Here is a 24,147-nt window from a genome sequence, read left to right as displayed (position 1 = left end):
CCAGCGTCATGACCCCACACACCTAGTGCTCGCCCGTCGGCTGCGGGGGCGGGGTGGGCCGCGGGTAGGAGGGTTGCGCCGACGGCACCTTGCCCTGGTAGGTGGTACCGCCCTTGTAGATCCCGTTGGGGTCGGTGTTGCGCTGGATCGCGAAGGTGTACTCGGTGGTGGTCGTCCCCTGCTCGCCAGCGCCCGAGGCGTGTGAGAAGGACGTGTTCCAGTCGGCCAGCTCGGGCGCCTTGTCCTCCAGCCCCTCGGCGGCCTGGGCGTAGGCGGAGGAGGCGTGCGGGTAGCCGTTCGTGCTCATCTGGTGGGTGTCGAGCATGGCGACCTGCCGGTTGGGGCCGGTGGGCGTGGGGGCGGCGTCAAGCCCGGGGACGGCGTCGCCGGTGTTCTCCAGGTGGAGGGCGTGGACGTCGTCGGGAATGTCGGCTCCCGCGGTGGGGGAGCCGGCGGTGAGGACAGTGGTGATGTTGTAACGCTCCTGGATCGCGGGGTCGGCGGCGATGTTGGAGACCGTGATTCCGCCCTGGGAGTGGCCGTAGAGGGCGACCTCCTCCCCCGGTTGGATGCCGGCCTGGCGCATGGCGGTGACGACGCCGCTCTCCATGGCGGTGGGCGTGCCCCCCACGGCCTCGAGGTTGGTGAGCAGGTCCTGCGGCTCGCCGTCACCAGAGGTCCAGTCGGTGGTGCCGGGAACGTAGACGACCCAGGAGACACGGCCGTCGGCGTGCTCGACCCGCTGGATGGAGATGACCCCGGCCTCCTCGTAGCCCTGCCCCAGGGAGTTCTTCGAGGACTGCACCTCCTGGCAGTGGGTGATGGTCTCGGAGATGCTCTGCGGGGACTTGGCTTCCTTGCCTTTGCCGGTCATACCGGGATTCACGGCGCTGGCGAGCCCGAAGGGGTCCTTGGCGGCGGGCGGGAGCACGGTGGATCCGGTGCCGCCGACGGGGGTGACGGTGATGCCGCTCTGGGTGCCGTAGACCCCCGCCCCCATCGCGGCGGCGTTCGCACCCAGGACCATGGCGACGCGCTGCATGGGTGTGAGGCTCTTGGTGTCGACGGTCTGAGTCCCGACGGCGACCTGCCCGGGCAGGCGCTGCTTCGCCCAGGGGTCGAGGCGCTGTGAGACCTGCTGGAGGTAGGCCTGGACCGTGGCGGTCTCCCGCCCGGTCTTGGCGTTCTTGAGCCACTGCGTCAGCAGGACGATCCTGACGAGGTCCTCCTTGACCCACTGCTCGGTGGTCGGGTCGCTGAGCAGGAGCTGGAGGACCTCGACGGTGGCCTGTCCGTCCTCGTTATCCTCCACCAGCTTGTAGAGCAGCCAGCTCATCGCCGGTGAGGACGCCAGCAGCGCTGAGATCGTGGGGAACTGTGTGACGGTGGCGGCCCCCAACGCCATCTTCAGGAGGCCGGAGTCGAAGGCCCGAACATCCACGGGTCCCACAAGATCATTGACGGGAGCGGCTTTCCCCTCGGCCAGGGCGTGGGCCTGGGAGCAGGCGGTGACGTCAGAGGCGATGCCGCGCAGCGTATCGGCGACGGCATGGAGCGACCCCGGCCCGGTGCTCAACGCATCCAGGGCCTGAAGAGCGACTAGCTTCTCCATATCGAATCCACCCAGGAACGGGTTAGGAGTACTAGACGGGGAAACGGACGGAGGCGGTGCCGCAATCACTTCGGTGGCCGCGTTGGCAACGAGTGTTCGCGCGTCATCGAGGGATCCGGCTGCCGAGGTGAGACTGCTGGCCAGGGAGTCGAGGTCAGCCGTGTTCACGGAGACGGAGCCGCCCGCCACCACCACCGCGGGGCCCACACCCCACATGATCCAGTTGTGGCCACTATCCTCCGGGGCAGCCGAGGCGGGAGGAGTCTTGGGCTTCGGGGGCGCCGATGAGGAGGCCGGTGATTTCGTCGCGTGGGGATCCTGCTTCCAAGCGGGGTACGGGCCGCTGGAGCCGTCCATGGCAACCGGGCTCATGATGAGCTCGTTTCAGTCGATGAGTCGCGTGACTCGACGACACCGACCTTGGAGGCGGCCGTGTCATAGCGCGTCGCCAGCGCAGTCAGGAGCCCGGAGACATTGGTGAGCATCGTCTGGCAGGCGGTGGAGTCCGCCCCCACCCAGCTGGCGGGGACCGACGTGGGGAACTGAGTAACGGCGGTGTCGTAGTCCGCCCTGGAGCGTGACAGTGAGAAAGACATGACTCGACGGTAGGGCGCCCCCGAGGCGGCCGCAGCGCCGGCTTGCAGCCCTGTGGATCAGACCTGCACTCCGGCGCCTGTGGCCCCCGGCGAGCCACACACCTGCGCGACCAGTGACCAGATGGGAGGATCCATGCCGACGCCCACTCACGACGTCCCCCGGGGAAGGAGAACCGCACATGGATCCCACAACGGAGGAGCTTCTTTTCATGGGCACGGAGTGCGAGACCAGCGGCATCGAGGCCTTCAACACCGTGCGAGACATGGAGAACCTCGACGCCGAGGCCGCCGTCGAGCGGACTCGGGCGATTCTGACCTGGCTGTCCTCCAGCAACATGATCGACCTGTTCCTGGCCAATCCGTTCACGTATGAGCCCGACCCCCGCGACGGCGACCCGACCGGCACCGACCTCATCCGCGCGGACAGTCTCTGGACCGTGGACGGCCCCGATGACAGGTTGCTCCTCTACGACGCCACCCCCTGGGGCAGGCTCATGCTCGAGAACTGGTGGACCACGCACCGGGAGAAAGGCTCGACGAGCTGACGGTGGCCAGGCCTCAGGCTCACCTCCTCGACAAAGGACTCGGCCCGCGGTCCGGCCTCCCGGACCGCGGGCCCAAGCCTCGCGAGGTCCTCCTGCTACCCGGCTTCCCATAAGGCCGGGGAGGCAGGACCTCCTTCACCAGAACGTCCGGTCCGGGCTCCCTAAGACCCGTTCCAGACTCGGAGACCTGCCAGTCATCGGGCTCCCCAACCCTCGTGACCGGTTCCGTCCGGCGGCAGTAACTATGTAACCCACCGATCCTGAGCGGACCCCCCGAATTCCCCTATGAACACGCTGAGAAATAGGCGCCATTCCGCCGTTTTGGCGTTGCCTGCACCACATTCCGGCGATTATCCAGAATATTCCGGGACTTCTTCGGGGCCGTTCCCACGGCTCGTCCATCAAACCGAGGCTGGCGGCCTGCGCAGGCACACGACGGCGTCGGCACGGTGCCCCTCCTGGCCGTCGGGCCCCGTCGCCTGCCGGTCTCGCTCCTCGCCGACGACGACCTGCCAGCCGGCCGTCGCCTCGGCCAGGCCCTCGAGGAGCTCGGCGGCCGTGTAGGTCCGGGCGTGGTGGGTGTGCCAGGGCGGGTTGACGGCGTGCACCGCGGTGAGCAGGTGCCCGCCGGGGGCGACGCGGGCGGCGGCGTCGCGCAGGAGGGCCACGAGGTCCAGGGAGCCCGGCTCGTGCCCGCCGTGGACGTAGAAGCTCGTCACCAGGTCGAAGGGGCCGGCCGGCAGGCCGTCTCCGGCGTCGTGCACGCGGCCGGTCACGCGCGAGGCGACCCCGAGCCGCTCGGTCTGCCCGGTCAGACGCCCGATGGCGGTGGCGGACAGGTCCAGCCCGACCACCTGCCAGCCACGCTCGGCCAGCCACAGGACGTCGGCTCCCTCGCCGCAGCCGATCTCCAGGGCGGTCCCGGGGCTCCAGTCGGTGGCGAGCTCCGGCAGCCAGTCATTGGGGCGGCCCGACCACAGCTGCTCGACCGCAGCGTAGCGCTCCTCCCAGCGGGAAGCGGCGTGAGCGGCGTCGGGCTGCGGGCCGGAGTGCTGCTGGCGGGGCTGCGTCATGCCTGGATCCTACCGACGTCGGGTCGCCCGGCAGGCCGTCCGGCGACGGCGCCCAGCGGCCGGCGGGGACGGGAGGGCGCCGCCGATCTATCCTCTGAGCCATGACGATCGACACCTCCTGGGTCGCCCAGCGCAATGCCGCCTTCCTCGCCGATCCCTCCGCCCGCCTGGCCGGAAACGCCGTCGCCACCACGGACGTGGAGCAGGTCTGCCTGGATCGGGCCGTGGTGACCTCCATCGACACCTCCGTGTCCGACCTCGTCCCGGACGCCTCGATCACCGACCAGAAGCGGTCGGGGCGCTGCTGGGCCTTCGCCGGCCTCAACGTGCTGCGCGCCTCCATGATCAAGGAGCTCGAGCTCGACTCCCTGGAGCTGAGCCAGTCCTTCCCCTTCTTCTACGACAAGCTGGAAAAGGCCAACGCCTTCCTCACCCGCGTCATCGTCGAGGCGGACCGTCCCCTGGATGACCGCGAGGTCGTCGACTCCCTGTACTCCCCCGTTCCCGACGGCGGCTGGTGGCCGGAGTTCGCGCGCCTGGTGGCCAAGTACGGGATCGTGCCGGCCTACGCCATGCCGGACACGGTCTCGGCCGGTAACTCCGAGGCGATGAATGAGCACCTGGCCACGCTGCTGCGGCGCACGGCCCTGCGCCTGCGGACCGCGGTGGCCGACGGCGTCGACCCCGAGCCGCTGCGGCTCACGGCCCTGGAGCAGGTTCACCGGATGCTGTGCATCCACCTGGGGACCCCGCCCGAGGAGTTCGTGTGGCAGTACCGCGATAAGAACAAGGAGTTTCACCGGGTCGGGGCGCTCACGCCGCGGCAGTTCGCGCAGCGCTACGTCACCGGGGTGGAGGAGTTCGTGGTCCTGGCCCACGACCCGCGCCCCGAGATCGCGGTCAACACGCGCTACGGCATGGGCCGCAGCGACGTCATGGTGGGTGAACCGGTCCAGGACCACGTCACCGCCGAGCTGGAGGTGCTCAAGGCCGCCGCGATCTCCGCGATCCAGGACGGCGAGCCGGTGTGGTTCGCCTGCGACGTCGCCAAGCAGCGGGACAAGAAGGCCGGGATCTGGGACGCCGCCCTGCACGACTACGAGGGCCTGTACGGGGTGGACCTGTCGATGACGAAGGCCGAGCGGCTGGTAGCGCGCGAGTCCGCGCTCACCCACGCCATGTGCCTGACCGGCGTCGACCTGGTCGACGGCACCCCACGGCGCTGGCGGGTGGAGAACTCCTGGGGCGACAAGCTCGGGGACAAGGGCTTCCACACGATGAGCGACTCCTGGTTCGACGAGTACGTCTTCGAGGTCGTCGTGCGCGCGAGCCGCCTGCCCGAGGAGGTCCGCGCCGCCCTGGAGGCCGAGCCCGTCATGCTGCCCAGCTGGGACCCGATGGCCTGAGGCGGTGGGCGGGGCCTCGCCGGCGCAGGCACTCCCGCGACGGCGCCCCGCTCCCGGCCACCGACTCCCGGGCCCGCCAGACGCCACCCCGCCCACCACCGGAATTCTTTCGGCATTTTCTCCAGTGTTCTCAGCAGCAGGCCCTAAGCAAGCCTTCAACCATTGCGGTTATGGTTCGCCTGAGCACGGGATCAGACAACCGAGAGGCGGACACGCTCATGGCACGTGGTGGGAGGGGATTCCAAGGCACAGTGCTCAAGGCACTGCGGGCGCCGGAGCACAAGCTCACGGTGACCGGGGTGCGCGAGCTGGCGCCCTACACAGAGCTGACCGTCCACTGCCCGAGCCTGCTGGGCCCCAGCGCCGCCATGCTGCCACCCACGGCCTGGGTGCGGATGTGGATCCCGCAGGGCGGCCGCCAGCATCAGCGCGCCTATACCATCACCCGCATCAACCGCGAGCAGGCCACCGCCATCATCCTGGTCCTGCACCACGAGCCCAGCGGTCCGGCGTCGCAGTGGTCGAAGCACGTCAGGCCCGGAGCCACCGTGTCCGTCCAGCTCATGGGTGGCACCAGCTACCGTATGCCCTCCCCCGGCGACCGGATGCTGCTGGTGGGTGACCAGGCCTCCGCGCCCGCGCTCGCCGACGCCGTCGCCGCCTCCCCGCCGAGCAGCCTGGTCACCGTCGTCATGCTGGCTCCCGAGGTCGGCTTCCTCCCCTTGGCCGCACGCGACCATCGGCTCATCCGCGTGAATCCCGAGGCCTCCGAGGAGAGGCTGCTGGCCGCCGTCGACCGCACCCTGTGGGCGGACACCGGGGACCTGGCCCTGGACTGGGTCTTCATCGCCTTGGAGAGCAGCGCCACCAAGGCGGTGCGGCGCCACCTGATCGCCTCCGGCCTGAGCCGGCGCAGTATCCAGCACCAGGGCTACTGGACCCGCGACGGCGCCCCGGGCGCAGCCCCCGAGACCTGAGGCCCGAGCCCTGAGCCTGGCCGGAGTCGACTCACCCTCACCACCGGCCGGCCTCCGAGCAGGGCACCGGCTTAGACTAAGGACGCTTGCTACCGCAACCCGTTCGCCGAGGTGCTCGCCATGCGACTCATCAAGCTCGCCATTCTTGTCCTCGCCTTGACCGTCCTGGTCACCTCAATCGGGGGCCTGCTGCTCGGGTGGCAGCTCAACAGCCTCACCTCATCGCTGTGCATGCTCCTGCTCGGCCTCGTCCTGCTGCAAGCCCAGAACTCGGGTCCGGGTGAGCGCAGCCTGCCGCCGTCGGGCGTCCGGCTGCTGGGGGCCGTCGGAGTCATCCTTTCCGGGCTCATTGTCGCGCGCGGCCTGTACCGGTCCGACGTCGTCGCGCTCCTTGCCCTGCCTGCGCTGGGCCTGCTGGGCTACGTCCTGGTGCGCGGGGTCAAGCGAGCCCGTTGACGCTCCTCGTTCACAGCGGCACCGCCTCTCGTGCAGCGCCAGCCAGCTGAACAGGTAGGGGGAGTCGGAAACGACGTCGGCAGGGAACCCAGTGAGTCTCTCAACGTCATCGACGAACAGGGCCAGATCGAACAGGTCGGTACTGGTCGACGGCGTGACCAGAAGGTCGATGTCAGAGTCGACGTCATCCTCCCCACGGACTGACGATCCGAAAACGCGGAGGTTGCTGAGGCCATGAGACTCGGCACAGGCGAGGATCTTATCGGCCTGCATGGCAAGTGGGAGTGACGGCCGGTAACCGGCTGCGCGCAGCACCGCCTCGAGCAGCTCGTCGGACACCGCACGCGCCCCGGACTCCACCTGCGTCAAGACCGACTCGTTCAAGCCGGCACGCTGGGCCAACTGAACCCGGGAGAGCCCTGCATCCAGACGCGCAGCACGAATAAGTGCCGGTGCGTCATCAGTGCGAAAGCGACCCATGAGGTCAACATATGGCACAACCAGCCGCTCGGGCCCTGCGACGACGTCGGTCGAGGACGTACTTCCGGCGCGAGGACTGCGCTGTCCCCCAGACGGCTGGGGACGGAGACGCGTCATTTGGAGGAGAAGGACGTCCTCGGGGCGAAACGCAGTCCTCGACATGCGCCGTTCGGAATCAGGACCGCCGCACGCATCGGTAGCGGCGGCGCCCCGGCCAGCGCGGGTCCAACGGCGCAGGGCCGATATCGAAGTCGAGCGCCCGGTAGAAGCCGACGGCGTCGTCGTCGGTCTCGGCGACAACCTGCCCCGACGCACTGGCAAGGGCATCAACGAGCGCCCGCCCGATTCCGTCGCCACGTAGCCCCGTAGCCACGGCAATGTACTCCAACACGACGCCATCGGGTCGAGACACGTAGGCAGCTACCGACGTGGGCGCGCCCCGCGGGCCCGTACCCACGACCTCCATGAGCACTAGCTCCTCAGCAATGATCCTGCGCAGCTCGGCGTCGGGCAGTCCCGCGGCCTCGCGCATAAGAGCCAGCATCTGCTCACTGGCCAGGTCCTGCTCCACCAGAACTCTGACTGCCGCTCCGTGCTGGACCCGGCCCGTCGTCATAACCGCATTATCCACTGACCCGCACGGCAGCTATGGCGTCACGGACACATTGCATTCTCCCTGGTCAGGGCTAATCTCACAGTTCCAGGGACGGCATGCCGTAATAGGGTGACGGCAACTGGGTAGTGCTCCCCGCCAACGATGACGGACCACTTGTTGAAAATGGCACAAGAATCCGGCAGTATTTTGCCCGGTCATACCATTCCCCACCATGTCCACCCTAGAAGGTCATCCCATGCGACTCCTCCCTCCAGTCGTCTTCACGCTTGCCACGACTGTCCTGGCCCTGACGGTCGGCGGCGGCCTGTTCGGCTGGGAAACCTCCCTCCTGACGCCTCTGAGCCTGCTGACGGTCAGTCTCATCTTCCTCCAGGCCCAGCACGTTCAGCGCGCCGAGCCCTCGCAGCGCATCCCGGGCCCCTCGGTCCTCGCCCTGGCTGTCATCGGCCTGGGGCTGGCGGCCGCCCTGCTCGGCCACGGCCTCTACAGTCATGAGCCCGCCGCCGCCATCAATCTGCCGTCGGCCGGCATCCTGCTGTACATCGTTGTGACCGCCTGCCGCCGGCGCCGCCCCGAGGCGCAGCTTGTCCTCGTCACCGCCCAGGACGCCCCGCTCGCAGAGATTGGTGCCGACCTGCCACAATGAGCGGCATGGTCGATCTCTCCGCCGTCTCCCCCGCCATTGCCCTGGGCCCTCTGGACGGCCGCTACCGCGCCGTTGCCGCCCCGCTGGTCAACCACCTCTCCGAGGCCGCGCTCAACCGGGCCCGCCTTCAGGTCGAGGTCGAGTGGCTCATTCACCTCACCGACGGCGGCGTCCTGCCCGGCGCCCCCCGCCTGAGCGAGACGGAGAAGGCCTACCTGCGCGGCGTCGTCGAGGACTTCGGTGCCGAGGAGATCGCCGAGCTCGGCGCCATCGAGGCCGAGACCCGCCACGACGTCAAGGCCGTCGAGTACCTCCTTAAGCGGCGCCTGGCCGCGGCCGCCCAGGCCCCCGGCGTCGTCGGCGCCGACGGCGGCCCCACCGTGCTGCCCACGGTCAGCGAGATCGTCCACATCTTCTGCACCAGCGAGGACATCAACAACCTCTCCTACGCCCTGACGATCCGCGCCGCCGTCGAGCAGGTGTGGCTGCCAGCCGCCCGTGGGCTGGTCGAGGACCTGGCCGCTATGGCCCACGAGTATGCCGACGCTGCCATGCTGGCGCGCACGCACGGCCAGCCGGCCACCCCCACGACCCTCGGCAAGGAGCTGGCGGTCCTGGCCCACCGGCTGCGCCGCCAGGTGCGCCACGTCGAGGCCACCGAGTACCTGGGCAAGATCAACGGCGCCACCGGCACCTTCGGCGCGCACGTCGTCTCCGTGCCCGGCGCCGACTGGCAGGCGGTGGGCCGCGGTTTCGTCGAGCACCTGGGCCTGACCTGGAACCCGCTGACCACGCAGATCGAGTCCCACGACTGGCAGGCCGAGCTCTACTCCGACGTCGCCCGCTTCAACCGGATCGCCCACAACCTGGCCACGGACGTGTGGACCTACATCTCGCTGGGCTACTTCCACCAGCGCCTGAGCGCGCAGGGCTCCACCGGCTCGTCGACCATGCCGCACAAGGTCAACCCGATCCGCTTCGAGAACGGCGAGGCCAACCTGGAGATCTCCTGCTCGCTGCTGGACACGCTGGCCGCCACGCTCGTCACCTCCCGCCTCCAGCGCGACCTCACCGACTCCACCACGCAGCGCAACGTGGGCGTGGCCCTGGGGCACTCGCTGCTGGCCGTGGACAACATCCGCCGGGGCCTGGCCGGGCTCGACGTCGACCGCACCCGCCTGGAGGAGGACCTCGAGGCGACCTGGGAGGTGCTCGGCGAGCCCGTCCAGCAGGCCATGCGGGCGGCCGCCGTCGCCGGGGCGACCGGCATGGCCGACCCCTACGAGCGCCTCAAGAAGCTCACCCGCGGCAAGAAGGTCACGCCCGAGGCGATGCGCGAGTTCATCTCCGGGCTCGGCATGCCCGACGACGTCGAGGCGCGGCTGCTCGCCCTGACTCCCGCCACCTACACGGGTCTGGCCGCCGAGCTCGTGTCCCACCTGGACGACTGAGGGCCGCGGGCGGGTCCGGCACTGCCCCTGGAGCCGTCGGCTGGGCGTCGGCTCCTTCATGGACACATGACGACCTTCATCGACAGCCATGGTCGCTCATCGACACTTTCGGGCCCTTCATCGACACTCTGCGGTCCTTCATGAACACCTTATCGACACTTCATGCACACTTTAGAGCCCTTCATCGACACTCCATGTACAATTGACATGTGATTGTCGATCTGACTGACCTCACGGAAGCCCTCGCTCGTTTGGCGCTGGAGGGCGGCGACTGCCTTGAGATCGAGGCGAAGACGTTCTCCGAGTACTCCCGCAGCGCCCTCGGTCCCACGCTGTCGGCCTTCGCGAATCTTCCTGGGGGCGGCACCATCCTCCTGGGCGTCAGCGAGGATCCGGTCTCCGTCGTCGGAGTCCAGGACCCGCACGAGCTCCAGCAAGCCCTCGTCTCCCAGGCTCGTCAGGGCTTCTCCGTTGAGATCGCTGTCGATACGCACGCCATCACCGTTGAGGGCAAGACCGTCGTCGCCGCCAACGTGCAGGAAGTTCCCGTCAACAGCAAGCCATGCCGGTGGAGGGAGACGGGGGCGGCGTACCTGCGCCAGTACGACGGCGACTACCGCATGTCGCAGCAGGAGGAGCAGCAGCTCCTTCTGCGCCACCGACGTCCTCGGCAGGACTCCGTTGCCGTTCCCGGTACCTCCGTGGACAGCCTCGACAACGATCTGGTTCAGCGCTTTCTCCGAGCGGTTCGCACCGGCTCCACCGCACTCAGCGGCCAGTCTGATACCGAGGTCCTCCTCAACCTGAACATCCTCACTGAGGACGGAGAGGCGACCCGGGCAGGGCTGTACGCGCTGGGCCGTTATCCCCAGAGGCAGTTCCCCGGCCTGTCCATCACCGCCGCCGTCACCGACACGAATGACGCGGTCAGGGCAACAGATCGGCTCACAATCGCGGGCCCCCTGCCTCAGATGCTTACCGACGCCGTCGACTGGGTCGCACGCACCACGCAGACACGCATCCAGTTCGGGGATGACGGACATGGCCACGATGTCCACGAGTTCCCGCTCGTCGCGGTTCGCGAGCTCATCGCCAACGCTCTCGTCCACCGAGACCTCTCCGAGCCCGCGCTGTCGAAAGGGATTGAGATTCGTCTGCTGCACGACCGCCTCATCATCTCCAGCCCGGGTGGTCTGTGGGGGCTGAGCGTGGATCAGCTCGGCACACGGGACGGGAAGTCTGCGGTCAACGAGCACCTCTACACCATCTGCACCTTCGCCACGGACTACGAGGGACGGCGCGTGATCGAAGGCCTGGGCTCCGGTATTCGGGAGGTCCGTCGCACCCTGCGAGAGGCGGACATGGAGCCCGTCCGCTTTCAGGACACCGGCGTGCGCTTCACGGCTCTGCTTTTCCGAAGCGCCCTCCTCTCGCCTGAGGATCTCACCTGGCTGTCCGGCCTTGAAGCCCAGGGCCTCGGCGTCGAGCAGCGCCACGCACTGGTCGAGATGCGGCACGGAAAGTCATGGACGAACTCCTCCTATCGCCGTCGTTTTGGCTGTGACTCCCAGCAGGCCCGTCGTCAGCTTCAGGAGCTGGCGAACCGGGGCTATGCCGAGGCCCGAGGACAACGCGGCTCCACCTCCTATGTTCTGGCCTCCGACAGCATTCGACCGGCTTCCGGCGCCAAGGACATCACTGTTCCCGCCGAGATCTCCGCCCTGTCCACCAATGCGCCCGCCGTCTGGGCCAGTCTTGAGGCCGGGCCACATGCACGCCAGCAGATCGTCGAGGCCACAGGCCTGTCCCCACGCCAGGTGACGTACGCGCTCAAACATCTCGAGGAGGCCGGATTCGTTGAGAAGGACGGCCGTCGAGGTGACACCACCACCACGTACCACCGCGCCTGATGGGCGCGCCCGCTGTGCTCGTCTCCCACGTCGACACTGAGGGCCGCGGGCGGGTCCGGTACTGGCCCCGGAGCCGCCGGCCGGGCAGTAAACGCCGACCCACGCACCGCTCCCGCACCTCGCCAGGGGCGAGGGTCGGGCTCGATCAGAGCCTCAGCCCGGCTATCAGACCTGACACCTCCCGAACTGCACGAGGGTCGGGATCCACTGGCAGAGGGTTGGGTGTACTCCGCAGGGTCCGGGGGTTCGTGCAGTACGCACAACCCCCGACCAGTACACCCCCACCCTCGTGCAGTAGGCCGCTCTGAGGAAGACCCGGGCTCAGATCATCGTCGAACCATGACTTCTGGGTCCCCTGCGCGAGCGCTGGAAGGGGCCGGGCAAGGACCGGTGGGGTTGCCCCCGAGGTGAGAGAGCTTGGACGCGCCGCCAAGACCCTGGCGGACCCAGTCCCCGCACAGCCACGTGCCCACAGTGCTGACATCAGCGCGCCAGCCCTCGAAGCGCCCGACACAGATCGTTGGAATCTTGCGGTTTCTTCTCAGGCTGGGAGGTCAGTGCAGCGCTGACGTCAGCACCGTGGACACTTCCAGTCCTTCATCGACACTCCACGGTCCTTCATGAACACCTCATCGACACCTCATCGACACTTCATGGACACTTTCAGGCCCTTCATCGACAATCAGGGCCCTTCTTGTGGACACTTCGCGCGTTTCAGGGCTCCCGGGCGGTGCGGCGCCCGGCTACCCGACGGCGGCTGAGGGCTGGGCTGGGGGCACGGCGCCCCCGGTCAGGAGCTGGCGGGCGCACAGCCCGGCGATGCACTCCTCGGCCGGGTTGAGGCCGAGCCGGTTGACGTCGATGTGCAGCAGGTCCAGGGCTCGGCGCCCGCCGGTGCCCGCCCCCATGACGCCGATGGCGCGCCCGGCGTCGTCGGCCAGCTCACCCACGGCCGCAGCCGCCTGGCTCCAGGACGGGATCTCATCGAACTGGAACTCGATGACCTCCAGCAGCTGCTGAACAATCGGACCCAGGGCGCTGCCGTCGCGCAGGTGCGCGGGAAGCCGCGAGCCCCACATCCGCAGGTGGGCGGAGAGCAGCTCGGCCTCGGGCAGCGGCGCGCTGCGGGCCGCCAGCGCCAGGAACCGCGCCGCCAGGGCCGCCCGCGGCACCGGCCGCGGAATCTGCCAGACCTGGTGGTCCAGGCACCATCGGCTCGAGACGTAGAAGTGGCGCTCGGCCTCCTCGACGCCGGCCACTCCCCCGTATTTGTCGTACTCGGGGCCGTAGACGCCGAAGGTGATGCCGGGCCGGCTGGCGCCGATCCCCCCGGTCATCGGGTCGGAGACGAGCCGCTCCACCGTGCGCGCCTCGGTCCGCTGGGCCACGGCCCCCAGCTCGCGCATGCTCGCGTAGGCCTCATCCAGGACGCTTTCAACGGCCTTGAGGCGCAGCCGGATGTGGTGGCCCCGCAGGTCGACGAAGCGCAGGAAGTGCGCAGAGCGGACGTCCCACTGGCCGCGGGCCCGGGCCAGCCACTGGGAGACCTCGGGAAGAAGGGCGTCGGTGTCATCCCCGCCGGCGCAGTAGATCCGCGCGTACAGCCAGCCGACACTCTCACGCTGACCGGCCATCGCCGAACCCCGCTGACGCATTGCGCTGTGCTGGGCGCGCAGGTTACCGAAGTCGGCGGCCGCCATCTCCAGGGGCTGGATCCCCGGGATCGAGCCACCCGCCTGCGGCTTCGCGCCCCCCAGGCCGACCAGTCCGGCCTGACCAGACTGACTGGGCTGGCCCACCTGGCCTACCTGGCTCACCTGCCCGGAGCGCTCCTCCTGCTCACTGGCCCGCGAGCGCCCGCCGAGCCAGCGCAGCCTGCGGGAGCGGGTGAGCCGACTGGGCTGGTTGCGCTGCTCGCGCCGGTTGGACTGGACGTCGTCGTGGGTGCTCATGCCATGCCTCCCAGGTTCTTGGGCCACTGGAGTCCCACCAGGTACTCGACCACCGTCGACTCACCGTCTTGGGTGAGCCCCAGGGCCTGGCCGCGGGCCGGCAGCGCCTCGACGAAGCTGATGTGAGCGGCGCCGGGGTCGATCCAGCCGCGCAGCGCCAGCAGCGACACCGGCGAGGTGAGGTCCACGTAGCGGGGCTTGTGCTGGTCGAAGGTGGCGCCCTGAGAGGGCATGTGCTGGTGGACGAACACCTCCGTCGGTATGCCCCACTGCTTGCGCAGGTCGTCCATGTGCAGCAGGGTCGTGGTCAGGTCGCGGTCCATGAGCGGGGCGATCTGGTGGGCCGGGAAGGTCCACGACTCGCGGCGGGTCACCAGGCGGCCGGCCACGGCCCGCTCGGAGTGCATCACCTCGTCGGGCAGGGGCCCATTCAGGTCCCGACGGCGGCTGGTCCAGTGGTCCGCGAACGGGGGCAGCCGGGACCAGGGGTCGCTCAGCAGCACCAGCCAGGACAGGTAGCCGCCCAGGAGGTACTGGGGGGTCAGGCCCAGGTAGGCCAGTCCCACGGGCCCGGCGTCGTCGGCCAGGAACAGGGTGCTCGTGGCCGGGTCGTGGACGAGCCGCAGGGAACTGAGGGGGACCGCGTCCGGCGCCCCTGGCTCACCGGGCAGGCCCAGCGGCGGCAGGAGCCCGCAGGAGACGGCCTGGCCGGTGTTGCACTCGGTGCTGGCCTGGATCTCTAGGACCCGCTCGGTGCCCCAGGCGGTGCGGATCCGCGTGGCCAGGCGCTCCCGGAAGCCGGAGCCCAGGAGCCGGTGGAAGCGGGCCTGGAGGGAGCCGTTGGCGTTGGTGAAGGCGTTGACGACGGTCAGGCCCCCGCCGGCGGCGTAGGTCCGGGCGCTGGGGGCCACCGGCTGGAGGAAGGCGCCCAGGTGCCTGGGCGAGCCGGAGAGCCCGCCGGACAGGGCGGCGCGCTCCTCATCGGGGCCGGCGGCGTAGTCGAGCCCGGCGGTGCGCAGCATCTCCTGGTCGCCGTCGGGGGCGTGGGAGATGGTCATGAAGAAGGCCAGCGGGTCCTTGCACACCCCGCCGCTTCCGAACAGGGAGACGAAGCGGGACACCATGAGGTCGTAGATGTGGGAGCGGGCCACCCAGGGGTCGGCGAGCTCGCCCAGGGTCTTGACGTCCTGCTCGAAGGGGGCGTCCTGGAGGGGGTCGACCCAGCTGCGGGTCGACTCGCGGTCCTCGTAGAGGAAGCCGCTGGGGCGCTCGCCGAGCTCGCCGTCGGGGAAGACGCGCTCGGCCAGGCGCACCGTGCGGTTGAGGAGCTCGGCGCGGCCGGGTGCGTCGGCGGCGCCGACGGCGTCGTCGAGCCGGGCCAGCCAGGCCAGGTCCTTGCCCCACTGGCGCTGCTGCTCCGGTGAGAGCGAGGCGGCCAGCAGCGGGAAGGGGTTCTCCCCGCGGTACCAGGGCACGTGCGGCACGATGGCGCCGGAGGCCAGCAGCCGCTCCAGGCGCAGGCGCGGGTCGGCGCCGCCCACGCGCTCGCAGGCGTCGCGCACGCTGAGCACGGCGTGCATGCCGCCGCCGGTGAGGGCGTCGTGGGTCTCCTGGAGCCAGCGGGCCGGCTGGATGGTCTCCTGGCGGAAGACCATGCCGTTGCCGTACTCGTGCTCGCCGACGACGGTCAGCGCCTCCGCCTCGGCCTCCCGGGAGGGGTACTGGCCGTAGGCGCTGGCCGCGTCCGGGCCGGGAGCGGCGCTGTAGGCCTGGCGCACGGGGGCGGGCTCGAGGTAGAGGGCGCTGTCGGGGTCCAGCTCCTGGGCGGTGGCGCTCAGGATGCGGTAGGCCAGGTGGGTGGCCACCATGCGATGGCTGCGCCCGGTGGCGGGCTGTCCCGCCTCGTTGACGGTGGTCAGTCCCGAGAAGGGGCTGGTCTTGAGGGCGGCCCGGGTGGCCAGGGTGTAGAGGGTGCGCAGGACGCGGGGGTCCTCGAGCCGGCGGCCGCGGACGGCCAGGGTGGAGACCAGGGCCGGGGCGGCGATGGCCAGGGCCTCCTGGTAGCCGGGCTCGTCGAGGCCGGCCGCCAGCAGCTCGCGGCTGCGATCCAGGTCGACGTCGACCAGGACGGCCAGACGGGCGCGGGTCTCCTCCTTGCGAGCCACCAGGGCGTCCCACCGCTCCAGCAGCGCGCGCAGCGAAGCGGGCAGGGCCGCCAGGACCTCCTCGGACAGGTCGGTGGCGCGCCCCTGGAAGACGCGGCGCTTAGCGCGCAGGACCGGGCGGCGCTCGGCCTTGTCCAGGGTGGGGATGATCTCGTAGAGCGGGTCGAGCAGCTGGTCGGCGGCGCCGTCGAGTACCTCGTCGAGCCGGCGCAGGTAGTCCAGGGTGCCGATGACGGCGGCGCTGGTCTCGGGGACGGCCCGCACCGGAAGACCGCCCAGGCGCACGAGGGTCGGCAGGGCCACGGCGGGCTGAGCCAGGGCTGGGGGCTCCGGCGCCGGTGCCGGTACCGGCGCTGGTACGGCGGAGGACGGAGCGGATGAGATGGGCTCCCCGGGGGTCACGGCGGATACGGGCTGCGGCTGTGGCTGTTGGGAGGGGGAGGCACCGGCACGAGAGAGAACCGGCTGCGTCATAGGAGGAAACCTTTCAAGAGGGCGTACAGCCAGTAGCCTATCCATACAATGCTCATCACGAAGGCCAGCAGCCCGAGAAGAGAGCATGCCAGCCCGTAAATGAAGTAGCCCCAGCGCACCGCGGGCCGCATGACGGCCAAGGCGGGCGGCAGGGGCTGGCGCCTCAGGACACAGCGCAGCACGAACATGGAGCGCCCGCGCAGGTTGACCGATCCGGTGGCCGCCTCGATGGCGGCGACACCGTCGGACTGGGTGAGGGGGTTGAGGTTGGTGATGAGCATCGTGAGCTGGAAGGCGCACAGGGTCAGGGCCACCTGACGCACCATTCCCGTCGAGGCCCAGGCGACGGCCGCCTCCAGTCCGCAGACGACGCCGTCGGAGAAGATACCGGCCAGGGCCAGCATGGTCAGTCCGCGCCGGGAGCGCACCCGGTAGGAGTCGGTGCGATCGACGTAGGCGATGGGGATCGCCCAGAACATGAGCGCCACCCCCAGTCCGCGGATGGGGGTGCCCAGGTAGCCGGCCACAATGGCGTGCCAGGACTCGTGCAGCAGGATGCTCACCAGCTGGATCGCCACCGCCGCGATGAAGACGACGACCCCCGGGCGGGGCCCCCCGGCCAGGGATCTGAGCGCCATGGCCCCGGCCACGTACCCGCAGGCGGCCAGCGCCAGGAAGACCCAGCTGAGCGCGGGGGCCGGCAGGCGCTGGAGCAGGGTGACGATCGGGGCGACGACCCGGTGGTACTTGCGAGCGATGATGATGCGGGGCAGCCACCAGCCCCCACTGCGGCGGGGCCTCTCGACCTTGAGGTGGCGGGCCTGGCGGGGCTGGGCGGTGTGGCGTCCGCGGCTGCGCCTGGTGCGCGCCGGAGCGTCGGGTGCGGCGGGGTCGGGCTCGCCGCCCGCCAGGAGGCCTTTGTCTCGCAGGTTGTCGACCAGGCCCGTGATGCGCTTGGCACCCGCCTCGTCAATGTCCTGGGGCAGCTCCTCGATGATGGTCGGCAGGGGGCGCACGCCGTCGAACTGGTTGACGATGAAGGCGGCGGCCGCGCCGAGCCGGTGGTACTTGCCCGAGTCGGAGTCGAACAGCATCGGCTGGTTGTCCATCCCGACGATGAGGCTCACGCCGCGGCGCAGGCGCGGGATCGGGTTCGTCGGGCGGCTTGCAGGGATCGTCGGCGTTGTCCTCGCCGTACTCATCACCGTACTCATCGTGGGCTCTTGGCTCCCTCAGGTCGGTTCGCGGGGCTCCGGGGTACCACCAGTGGCGGGTAGGGGACCCCGGTCCCCTACCCGCCACCATGGGGGTCGTCAGCAGGACGTCGTCGACGCGCTGGCCGCGCAGGCCGGGCACGAGGCCGAGGCCGCGCTGGCCGGGCACGAGGCCGAGGCGGCGCAGGCCGGGCAGGACGCGCTGGCGCTGCAGAAGGCACAACCCAGGGCGTTGCCCTCGGGCAGCTCCTCGACGCCGAAGTCACTGTCGGCGAGGGTGAGATCGATTGCGCTGTTCGTCATATGCTGTTCACCTCCTTCTCTCAGATGTCTTGTGGGCAGGAGCGGGGCCCCTCGGGGCCCCGGGGGTCCGGTCTGCCGGGACCGGACCCCAACCCCGCGGACGGGGTGGTCTGTGGAACTCTGTGGCGCGGTATGCAGTTCTGGGTCCGTCTGGCGGGCGGCGGGCCGCCGGCGCTCGCGGGTGGTGGGCCGGGGCTAGCCGGCCGCCTCATCAGGCGATTCTGTCTGCGGACTGGCGATGGTGACGGCGAACATCTGGTGGCGGCTGACGCCGTCGGAGTCCAGCAGGTGGCGCACTGCCGAGGTGGCAAAGCCGGCAAAGACCGTCCCCACCAGCCCCCGGGCGGCGGCGCGCAGGTGCAGCGAGTAGATGAGGGCGGCGCTGCGGCTCATGGTGAAGCGGTAGCCGGCCGCCCCGCCCCAGGCGTCGGCCTCATCGAGGTTGGCGGCCACCGAGACGATGGCGCCGGCGCGGGCGAACTCCTTCTGCACCGTCATGCCCTCGATCTCCTCGGCCGGCGGCAGGGGGCGGACGAGGTCGACGCCGTCGAGCCGCACCCGGTAGATGCCCGGCTCGGCGCCGCGCGGACGCAGGAGGAGCACGAAGGGTTCCAGGGGGCAGGCCGCCGCATCCTGGCCCCAGGTGCGCGCGTCGTCGGCCAAGGCGTCTCGGACCATGCCCAGGAGGGGCTCGGCCTCGAGCGGCTCGGTGCCGTAGGTGGTCGACGACGAACGGCGCTCGAAGGTCTGGCGCAGGCTGTAGGGGTAGGGGGCCTGGGGGCCGGGGACGAGCGCGTCCGGGACCTGGCAGTCCAGCGGCGGGCGCGGGCGGCGCGCGGCCAGGCCGTCGGAGGTCGGCTCGGCGGGGCGAGTGCCCGATCCGGCGGAGAATCCGGCGACGAGCTCGCGCAGTGTCTCGAAGTCAGTGCGCACAGCGGCCTCCCAGGTCGACGACGATGCAGGCCGGCTCCCGGGCGGGGTCGGTGCCCAGTGCCCGGGCGATGCGCTGCTCGTCCCAGCGGGCCCGGGCGCGCAGCGGCACTCCCAGGGCGTCGGCGACGAGGCGGATGACCTCGAAGGAGCAGCCGCAGTCCTGGACCGCGATGCGCAGGGCGAAGGAGAAGTACTTGCGGGCCACCTTGTCCACGTTGCCGGTCAGGACGATGCGGGCGCCGACGCCGTCGGGCAGGGGCTCCGCCCCGGCGTCCGTCGCGGCATCAGTCCCTGCGTCCGGCCCGGTGTCCGCCGCCGAGGGGGCGGGCCCGATGAGGGCCAGGGCATGGTCGCGCTCGATGTAGACGTAGGTGCCGGGGGCCGGCCGCTGCCCGGCCGCCTCCGTGGCCTCCTGGCCAGCCTGCCCGCGCTCGGGCACGAGGACGTAGGCGGTCACCGAGCCGATGTTGCCGCCGGCGGCCGTCCAGCGGCGCAGCTTGGCGCTCAGCGGGGCCTGGGCGGCCTCGGCCTGCTCCCGGCCGGTGGGCTCGCCGAGCGGCTCGCGTACACCGACCGACAGCGCCAGGATCGTGGCGAGCTCGCCCAGGGTGGGGTGGGCGACGACGTCGGGCCCGGAACCGTCGTCGGTGAGCGGGTGCGTGATCGGCCAGGGCTGGTCGAGACGCTCCAGGTCGGCCGGTGGCAGGGGCGTGCGCGGGCAGACCGGCCAGTCGCGGAACTCGCGCTGGAGGCGCAGGTTGGAGGGCTTGTAGTGCTGCTGGTGGCCCTTGGAGTCGACGAAGGCGGCCGGCGGGATGGCCACGGACTGCTCGTAGCGGGCCCCCACGGGGGCCGAGGGCGCCACCGGCACCGACTCCTCGCCCTGCCCGGCCACCGAGCAGACGGGGCAGCCGGGGCGGGAGACGACCGGGCGGTCGGAGTAGGTGAAGGTGGCCAGGTCGGTGCGCCGCGCGTCCCCGGGCAGGTGGGTGACGGTGGCGCGGGCGATGAGGGCGGCCACGGCCCGGGCGGCCAGGCCGACGACGATGTCGTGGCGGGCGGCCTCGGGGCGCGGGCCGATCTCGGGTTCGTCGGCGCAGGCGCAGGCCAGGCAGGGTGAGAAGGTCTCGTCAACGTAGGGGCCGACCGTCACCGCCTCCTGCTCGGCGCGCACCCGCAGCAGCGCGATGCCCTCCTCCCGGCAGCGGCGCGCCACCTCCTGGGAGCGGTCGGTGGAGTCGGCGGTCTCGATGAGGACGGTGAGGGTGTCCCCGCGGCGGGGGGCGCTGTCGAGCCGCACCTCGGGCAGGGTGGGTTCCAGGGCGGCGACCATCTCTCCGGCCAGCTCGGCGTCCCCGACGACGGCGACCCGGGCGGCGGCCAGGCGGCGGGCGGCGTCCTGCCAGGAGTCGTTGACGCCGGTGGAGTCACCCAGGCGGGAAAGCAGCCGCGCCAGCTCGGGCGCCGGGTCGCCGGGGGCGGGCTCGGTGTCCCCCTCCTCGACGATGCCGCCGGTCCACAGCAGGGAGACGGCCTCGAAGGCGGCCTGGGGGCCGATGCCGGTGACCTCGCCGATCTCGTCGAGGGTGCGGGTGCCGTCGCAGGCCTGGAGCAGGGGGCCCATGTGCTCGCGGGCGAAGGCCCCGCCCAGGACCTGGCTCTTGCGGGCGCCGTCGATGATCCAGCCGGCCTCCTCGGGCCGGGCGCGCAGGCCCAGACGCACCACGGGCCTGCGGGGGATGCGGAACTGCAGGTCGCGGCGGGCGGCGCGGCCGACGTCGCCGGCGCGCATGACGGAGCCTGTGGTGTCCCGGGCCATCTCAGGCCACCTCCTCACGTCGCTCGGGCAGGAGGGCCGCGAGCGCGGGCAGGCCGTCGCGGCGGCCCTCGTAGCGTCCCGAGCAGGTCTCGCAGCGGTCCACGGCCACGGTCGGCGAGCAGGTGGTGATGCCGGAGACGAGGTCGATGGTCCACACCTGGCCGCCGATCGGGGCGACGTCGTCGGTGCTCTGCGCAGCCGGCTCCTGGGGGCCGGGGGCGTCGAGGGTCTGGAGGGCCAGGGAGATGAGTCCGGCGCCCAGGAGCACGTGGTGGTGGGCGTAGGCCTGCTCCAGCGGGCCGTGCTCGGAGAGGACCTCGGGGGGCAGGGGGCGGTAGCCGTGCTGGCGGCGGCGCCGGTCGTAGCAGCGGTAGCAGGCGCTGCGGCCGGGGACCACGAGCGGTCCGCAACGCAGCTCGGTGGGGAACAGCTCCAGGCCCAGGGAGGGCATGGACCGGGTGAAGGAGAGGGTGTCAAGGTCCTCGCGCAGGCCGGTCTGGTCGGGGTCGGCGATGAGGACCGCGCGGTCGGCGTAGGGGATGTAGGCGCTGACCAGTCCCTGGTCGACCGGGATGACGACGTCGCCGTCCCCGGCGAGCCGCGCGGCGACGGCGCGCGCGAACCCGCCCTGGGGCAGGTAGACCGTCACCGGCCCCGTGGGGGCCTGCGGTGCCGGCTGCTGTACCGGCTGCGCAGCGGGTGCGGGCGGCGTCGTGCTCATGTCGGGTCGGGGCTCCTGGGTGTCGGTCGGTGAGGTGGACGGTGGTGCGGGCGTCAAGCTCATGGCTTTAGGCGAAGGGTTGGCGCACGGGGTTGATCCCCGCCTCGTCGTGGACGGTCAGGCCCATCGCCCGGGGCGCCTGGTAGAGGCGGGGCGTGGCCAGGTAGCGGGCGTGGTGGCTGAAGGACAGGGGCATGGCCTCGGGGATGAGGGCCTTGATGACGTGCATGCCGACCTGGCGGGCCTCATCGGTGGTGATGTCGACGACGATGGCCTCGGCACCGGCCCGCTCCAGGTTGGCGACGACCTGCTCGAGCGGGTCGGGGCCGGCACTGCCGCCGGCGCCGGGCCTGGACGCCGTGAGGGTGCCGATCTCATCGAGGGCGTGGACGGGCCGCTCCCCCTCCAGAAGGAAGTCGAAGACGTGGCGCATGGACAGCTCGGCGTCGGCCAGGGCGCCACCGACGACGGTGAGGTCCTGCCCCTTGATCTCCTGGGCGCGCGGGCCGCGGGCGTGGCTGCGCAGGGCGATGCGCAAGGAGGCGAGCTCGCGGTAGATCTTGGCCAGCGCCCGCTGCGGGTCGATGTCGCAGGTGGCGGCCACCACCTGGGCCAGCTCGGGGTCGACCTGGGAGGTCTGGACGGCGTAGAGGGTGGGGACGCCGTAGTCAGTGGTGGCGTCGAACAGGTGGGTTTTCAGCTCAGTGGAGGTGCCGACCCGGTGGTACTCGGCGGCGACCTCCCCCAGGGTGGAGGGGTCGACGGCGATCGCGGGCAGGCGCAGGCGCTGGAGCCAGGTCAGTGCGATGGAGTCGCGCTCGATGACCTCGAGCAGGCCACCCAGGACCGCCTCGCGCAGGTCGGAGTGCGCGGCGGTGCCGGTGGAGATGGGGTTGACGAACTGCTCGGAGGGAGTGCGCACCGGGAAGTTGAGGTATGTCAGCACCGCTGGGACGAAGACCTCACGACCGCGGGTCAGGGACCAGCCGCGCACCCATCGCAGGGGGACGCGGGGGTCTGGGGCAATGAGTCCGCAGTCGGGGTCCGCCAGCTCGGTGGCCGAGCATGCCGGCCAGCGCTCCGGCCCGATCGCGGCCTCGCCGAGACCGGCGGGGGTGTCCCACACCAGCTCCTCCTCCGTCCATGAGCAGCTGGAGTAGCGCTCCATCGTCTCCACGATCGCGATGTGTCTGGCGCGATCGGCGTCGATGGCCCCGCCGGCCCCGTCGAAGTTGCCCGCCTCGGCACGGTGATTCCAGGTGCGCTGTGACCTCAGCGCCTCAGAGGGATCACCCAGAAGACCGGTCCAGATCGCGAAGACCGGCTCTCCGGCCGCTTGGGGCAGCTCGGTGGAACGGGAAACCAGGCCGAAGGGAGACTCGAGTGACGCAGCGCGAGCCAGTGATGGCGCGACGCCCTCAACGAGCGCAGAGCGGTACACGGACCCTCCTTCCTGGGAACGACAGAGGAGGCACACTTGGGGAAGTGCCGTTGGCCAAGAGCCTGCCGGAATCCACCGGCGTCTCGCATCGCCCTTTGATCTACTGCTTTCCTCGCCGTTTGGATGGCCCACTCCGCCTTTCGTCGGGGCGCGTCTTGGGATGTTTACACGGCGGATCTCTTTCTTCAGGTAGTTTGTTCACTGTTCCCAGCAGACCGCGCCCCCACTGATCGCGGACTGCACACATCTGCCCAAGGAGACTCATGTCTTCCCAGATTTCTCCCGATTGTGTCGGCCTGGCCCTGGTCGACGACGACGCGATGGCCCTGGCCCATCTGGAGTCCTATTTCTCCGACGTCGAGGACTTCAAGGTCCTCACCGCATCGCGTTCACCTCGCGCCGTCCTGCGATTTCTGCAGTCGCACCAGGTCGACGTCCTCATCACCGACGTCCATATGGAGCACATGGATGGCGTGGAGATGACCAGGGAGGTGCTCCGCCTCTCGCCGTCGACCCGGGTCATTCTGCTGACCACGGTGGACACCGACGAGGACCTCCTGCAGAGCCTGGGGGCCGGCGCCAGCGGCTTCCTGCTCAAGAGCGCGCCCGCCGAGGAGATCATCTCGGCGGTGCGAACGGTCCACTCCGGGGCGAAGGTCGTGGCCCCGATGCCGACGACGCGCCTGATCAACTACGCCTTGGCCTCCGTGCGCGGCGCGGACGGCAGCGTCCACCTCTCACAGCGGGAGCGCGACGTGCTCCGTCTTCTGTGCGAGGGGGCCTCGAACCGCAAGATCGCCTCCCTGCTGGCCATCGCCGAGGCGACGGTCAAGTCCCACATCACCGGCCTGTTCCACAAGACGGGGACGGTCTCGCGCCTGGAGATCGTGGTGTGGGCCTTCAAGCACGGCTACGCCTCCAACAGCCCCATCACCATCCCGACCACCAGCGCCCCGAGCGGCTCGACCCCGGGCTCGGCCGCCCCCTGAGGAGCGCCCGGCCCCTGGGGCCGGGCCCTCGCTCCCCCGCGTCTCAGCCGTTGAGGGCCCGGATGATGATGAACAGCAGGACGAAGAGGATCCAGCCGATGACCTTGGCCGGACTCGTGCTGGACTGAGAGGACGGGGCAGGTCTCCTGGCACTGCGCGGGGAGGGAGGGGCGTTGTAGCCCCGCATCCCGAAGGAGGCCCCAGGGGCGCCTGCGACGCCGGAGGGCACGGACGGCAGGCCGCCACCGGCCGGCGCTCCTCTCACGCCCCAGGGGTCGGTCCCCACCCGGCCCGGGGCGGCTCCGACTGGCCCGGCAATCCCGACCGGCCCGGCAATCCCCGGCACCGGGTACGGCGCCGTGGGCGCG

The 24,147-nt window shown here is 70.7% G+C and carries 20 protein-coding genes and 2 pseudogenes; 8 read left to right on the top strand and 14 right to left on the bottom strand.

Features of this window, described 5'->3' with window-relative positions; all coding sequences use genetic code 11:
• Positions 1 to 22: 22 nt before the first annotated feature.
• Both RIV14_RS09825 and RIV14_RS09820 read right to left on the bottom strand, forming a co-directional pair.
• On the bottom strand, positions 23 to 1,984 hold the full coding sequence (locus RIV14_RS09825; protein WP_309325165.1) for a hypothetical protein: 1,962 nt from the start codon (positions 1,982 to 1,984) through the stop codon (positions 23 to 25).
• Positions 1,981 to 2,208 carry a hypothetical protein gene (locus tag RIV14_RS09820; protein WP_075373421.1) on the bottom strand — a complete coding sequence of 76 codons (228 nt, stop codon included), beginning with the start codon at positions 2,206 to 2,208 and terminating at the stop codon, positions 1,981 to 1,983. Before RIV14_RS09820 ends, RIV14_RS09825 begins: the two co-directional genes overlap by 4 nt.
• A gap of 179 nt (positions 2,209 to 2,387) precedes the next feature.
• Here RIV14_RS09820 and RIV14_RS09815 point away from each other — a divergent pair, with 179 nt between their 5' ends.
• Entirely contained in the window at positions 2,388 to 2,753 is a 366-nt protein-coding gene (locus tag RIV14_RS09815; protein WP_075373422.1) for a hypothetical protein, read from the top strand.
• Between the two features lie 401 nt (positions 2,754 to 3,154).
• Here RIV14_RS09815 and RIV14_RS09810 read toward each other — a convergent pair whose 3' ends face one another.
• The gene (locus RIV14_RS09810; protein WP_075373423.1) at positions 3,155 to 3,826 is read right to left on the bottom strand and encodes a class I SAM-dependent methyltransferase; all 672 of its coding nucleotides are present in this window, start codon (positions 3,824 to 3,826) and stop codon (positions 3,155 to 3,157) included.
• Positions 3,827 to 3,927: 101 nt separating this feature from the next.
• Between RIV14_RS09810 and RIV14_RS09805 the strand changes: the two genes are divergently transcribed.
• The 3 genes from RIV14_RS09805 to RIV14_RS09795 all read left to right on the top strand — a co-directional run bounded on the left by RIV14_RS09805 (position 3,928) and on the right by RIV14_RS09795 (position 6,665).
• The gene (locus tag RIV14_RS09805; protein ID WP_075373424.1) at positions 3,928 to 5,232 is read left to right on the top strand and encodes a C1 family peptidase; all 1,305 of its coding nucleotides are present in this window, start codon (positions 3,928 to 3,930) and stop codon (positions 5,230 to 5,232) included.
• A gap of 218 nt (positions 5,233 to 5,450) precedes the next feature.
• Entirely contained in the window at positions 5,451 to 6,209 is a 759-nt protein-coding gene (locus tag RIV14_RS09800) for a siderophore-interacting protein (RefSeq protein WP_075373431.1), read from the top strand.
• A gap of 120 nt (positions 6,210 to 6,329) precedes the next feature.
• Positions 6,330 to 6,665 (top strand): hypothetical protein, encoded by a 336-nt coding sequence (locus RIV14_RS09795; RefSeq protein WP_075373432.1) that lies wholly within the window; start codon positions 6,330 to 6,332, stop codon positions 6,663 to 6,665.
• A gap of 129 nt (positions 6,666 to 6,794) precedes the next feature.
• Here the strand turns inward: RIV14_RS09795 and RIV14_RS09790 are convergent.
• Both RIV14_RS09790 and RIV14_RS09785 read right to left on the bottom strand, forming a co-directional pair.
• Positions 6,795 to 7,145 (bottom strand): annotated as a pseudogene (locus RIV14_RS09790) (helix-turn-helix domain-containing protein); the annotation flags it as partial.
• A gap of 175 nt (positions 7,146 to 7,320) precedes the next feature.
• Positions 7,321 to 7,761 (bottom strand): GNAT family N-acetyltransferase, encoded by a 441-nt coding sequence (locus tag RIV14_RS09785; protein WP_075373425.1) that lies wholly within the window; start codon positions 7,759 to 7,761, stop codon positions 7,321 to 7,323.
• A 235-nt stretch (positions 7,762 to 7,996) separates the two neighbouring features.
• Here RIV14_RS09785 and RIV14_RS09780 point away from each other — a divergent pair, with 235 nt between their 5' ends.
• The 3 genes from RIV14_RS09780 (at position 7,997) to RIV14_RS09770 (ending at position 11,768) form a co-directional block, all read left to right on the top strand.
• Positions 7,997 to 8,407, top strand: a complete 411-nt coding sequence (locus RIV14_RS09780) for a hypothetical protein (RefSeq protein WP_075373426.1) — start codon at positions 7,997 to 7,999, stop codon at positions 8,405 to 8,407.
• A gap of 5 nt (positions 8,408 to 8,412) precedes the next feature.
• Positions 8,413 to 9,858 carry an adenylosuccinate lyase gene (gene purB, locus RIV14_RS09775; RefSeq protein WP_075373427.1) on the top strand — a complete coding sequence of 482 codons (1,446 nt, stop codon included), beginning with the start codon at positions 8,413 to 8,415 and terminating at the stop codon, positions 9,856 to 9,858.
• Positions 9,859 to 10,067: 209 nt separating this feature from the next.
• Positions 10,068 to 11,768 carry an ATP-binding protein gene (locus tag RIV14_RS09770; protein WP_075373428.1) on the top strand — a complete coding sequence of 567 codons (1,701 nt, stop codon included), beginning with the start codon at positions 10,068 to 10,070 and terminating at the stop codon, positions 11,766 to 11,768.
• Positions 11,769 to 12,511: 743 nt separating this feature from the next.
• Here the strand turns inward: RIV14_RS09770 and RIV14_RS09765 are convergent.
• From RIV14_RS09765 to RIV14_RS09730, 8 genes are all read right to left on the bottom strand, one after another.
• A complete protein-coding gene (locus tag RIV14_RS09765; protein WP_309325164.1) occupies positions 12,512 to 13,720 on the bottom strand; it encodes a thiopeptide-type bacteriocin biosynthesis protein in 1,209 nt (402 codons plus the stop codon).
• Positions 13,717 to 16,359 (bottom strand): lantibiotic dehydratase, encoded by a 2,643-nt coding sequence (locus RIV14_RS09760; protein ID WP_081381907.1) that lies wholly within the window; start codon positions 16,357 to 16,359, stop codon positions 13,717 to 13,719. Before RIV14_RS09760 ends, RIV14_RS09765 begins: the two co-directional genes overlap by 4 nt.
• Positions 16,356 to 17,573: a PqqD family protein gene (locus RIV14_RS09755; protein WP_075373633.1), complete on the bottom strand. Its 1,218-nt coding sequence runs from the start codon at positions 17,571 to 17,573 to the stop codon at positions 16,356 to 16,358. The genes RIV14_RS09760 and RIV14_RS09755 overlap by 4 nt, the downstream gene beginning before the upstream one ends.
• 99 nt (positions 17,574 to 17,672) lie before the next feature.
• Positions 17,673 to 17,876 (bottom strand): thiocillin family RiPP, encoded by a 204-nt coding sequence (locus RIV14_RS09750; protein WP_075249105.1) that lies wholly within the window; start codon positions 17,874 to 17,876, stop codon positions 17,673 to 17,675.
• A 195-nt stretch (positions 17,877 to 18,071) separates the two neighbouring features.
• Entirely contained in the window at positions 18,072 to 18,809 is a 738-nt protein-coding gene (locus RIV14_RS09745) for a hypothetical protein (RefSeq protein ID WP_075373634.1), read from the bottom strand.
• On the bottom strand, positions 18,799 to 20,628 hold the full coding sequence (locus tag RIV14_RS09740) for a nitroreductase family protein (RefSeq protein ID WP_075373635.1): 1,830 nt from the start codon (positions 20,626 to 20,628) through the stop codon (positions 18,799 to 18,801). The genes RIV14_RS09745 and RIV14_RS09740 overlap by 11 nt, the downstream gene beginning before the upstream one ends.
• 1 nt (position 20,629) lies before the next feature.
• The gene (locus tag RIV14_RS09735) at positions 20,630 to 21,349 is read right to left on the bottom strand and encodes a cyclodehydratase (protein WP_075373636.1); all 720 of its coding nucleotides are present in this window, start codon (positions 21,347 to 21,349) and stop codon (positions 20,630 to 20,632) included.
• A gap of 67 nt (positions 21,350 to 21,416) precedes the next feature.
• Positions 21,417 to 22,790: a YcaO-like family protein gene (locus tag RIV14_RS09730; protein WP_075373637.1), complete on the bottom strand. Its 1,374-nt coding sequence runs from the start codon at positions 22,788 to 22,790 to the stop codon at positions 21,417 to 21,419.
• A gap of 263 nt (positions 22,791 to 23,053) precedes the next feature.
• Here RIV14_RS09730 and RIV14_RS09725 point away from each other — a divergent pair, with 263 nt between their 5' ends.
• The gene (locus RIV14_RS09725; RefSeq protein WP_075373638.1) at positions 23,054 to 23,779 is read left to right on the top strand and encodes a response regulator transcription factor; all 726 of its coding nucleotides are present in this window, start codon (positions 23,054 to 23,056) and stop codon (positions 23,777 to 23,779) included.
• Between the two features lie 43 nt (positions 23,780 to 23,822).
• On the opposite strand, the pseudogene RIV14_RS09720 reads toward RIV14_RS09725, so the two are convergent.
• A pseudogene (locus RIV14_RS09720) lies at positions 23,823 to 24,147 on the bottom strand (hypothetical protein); the annotation flags it as partial.

This window comes from Actinomyces acetigenes, assembly GCF_031296635.1.
Classification (GTDB): Bacteria; Actinomycetota; Actinomycetes; order Actinomycetales; family Actinomycetaceae; genus Actinomyces; species Actinomyces acetigenes.
This window is presented reverse-complemented; position numbering and strand designations above follow the sequence as displayed.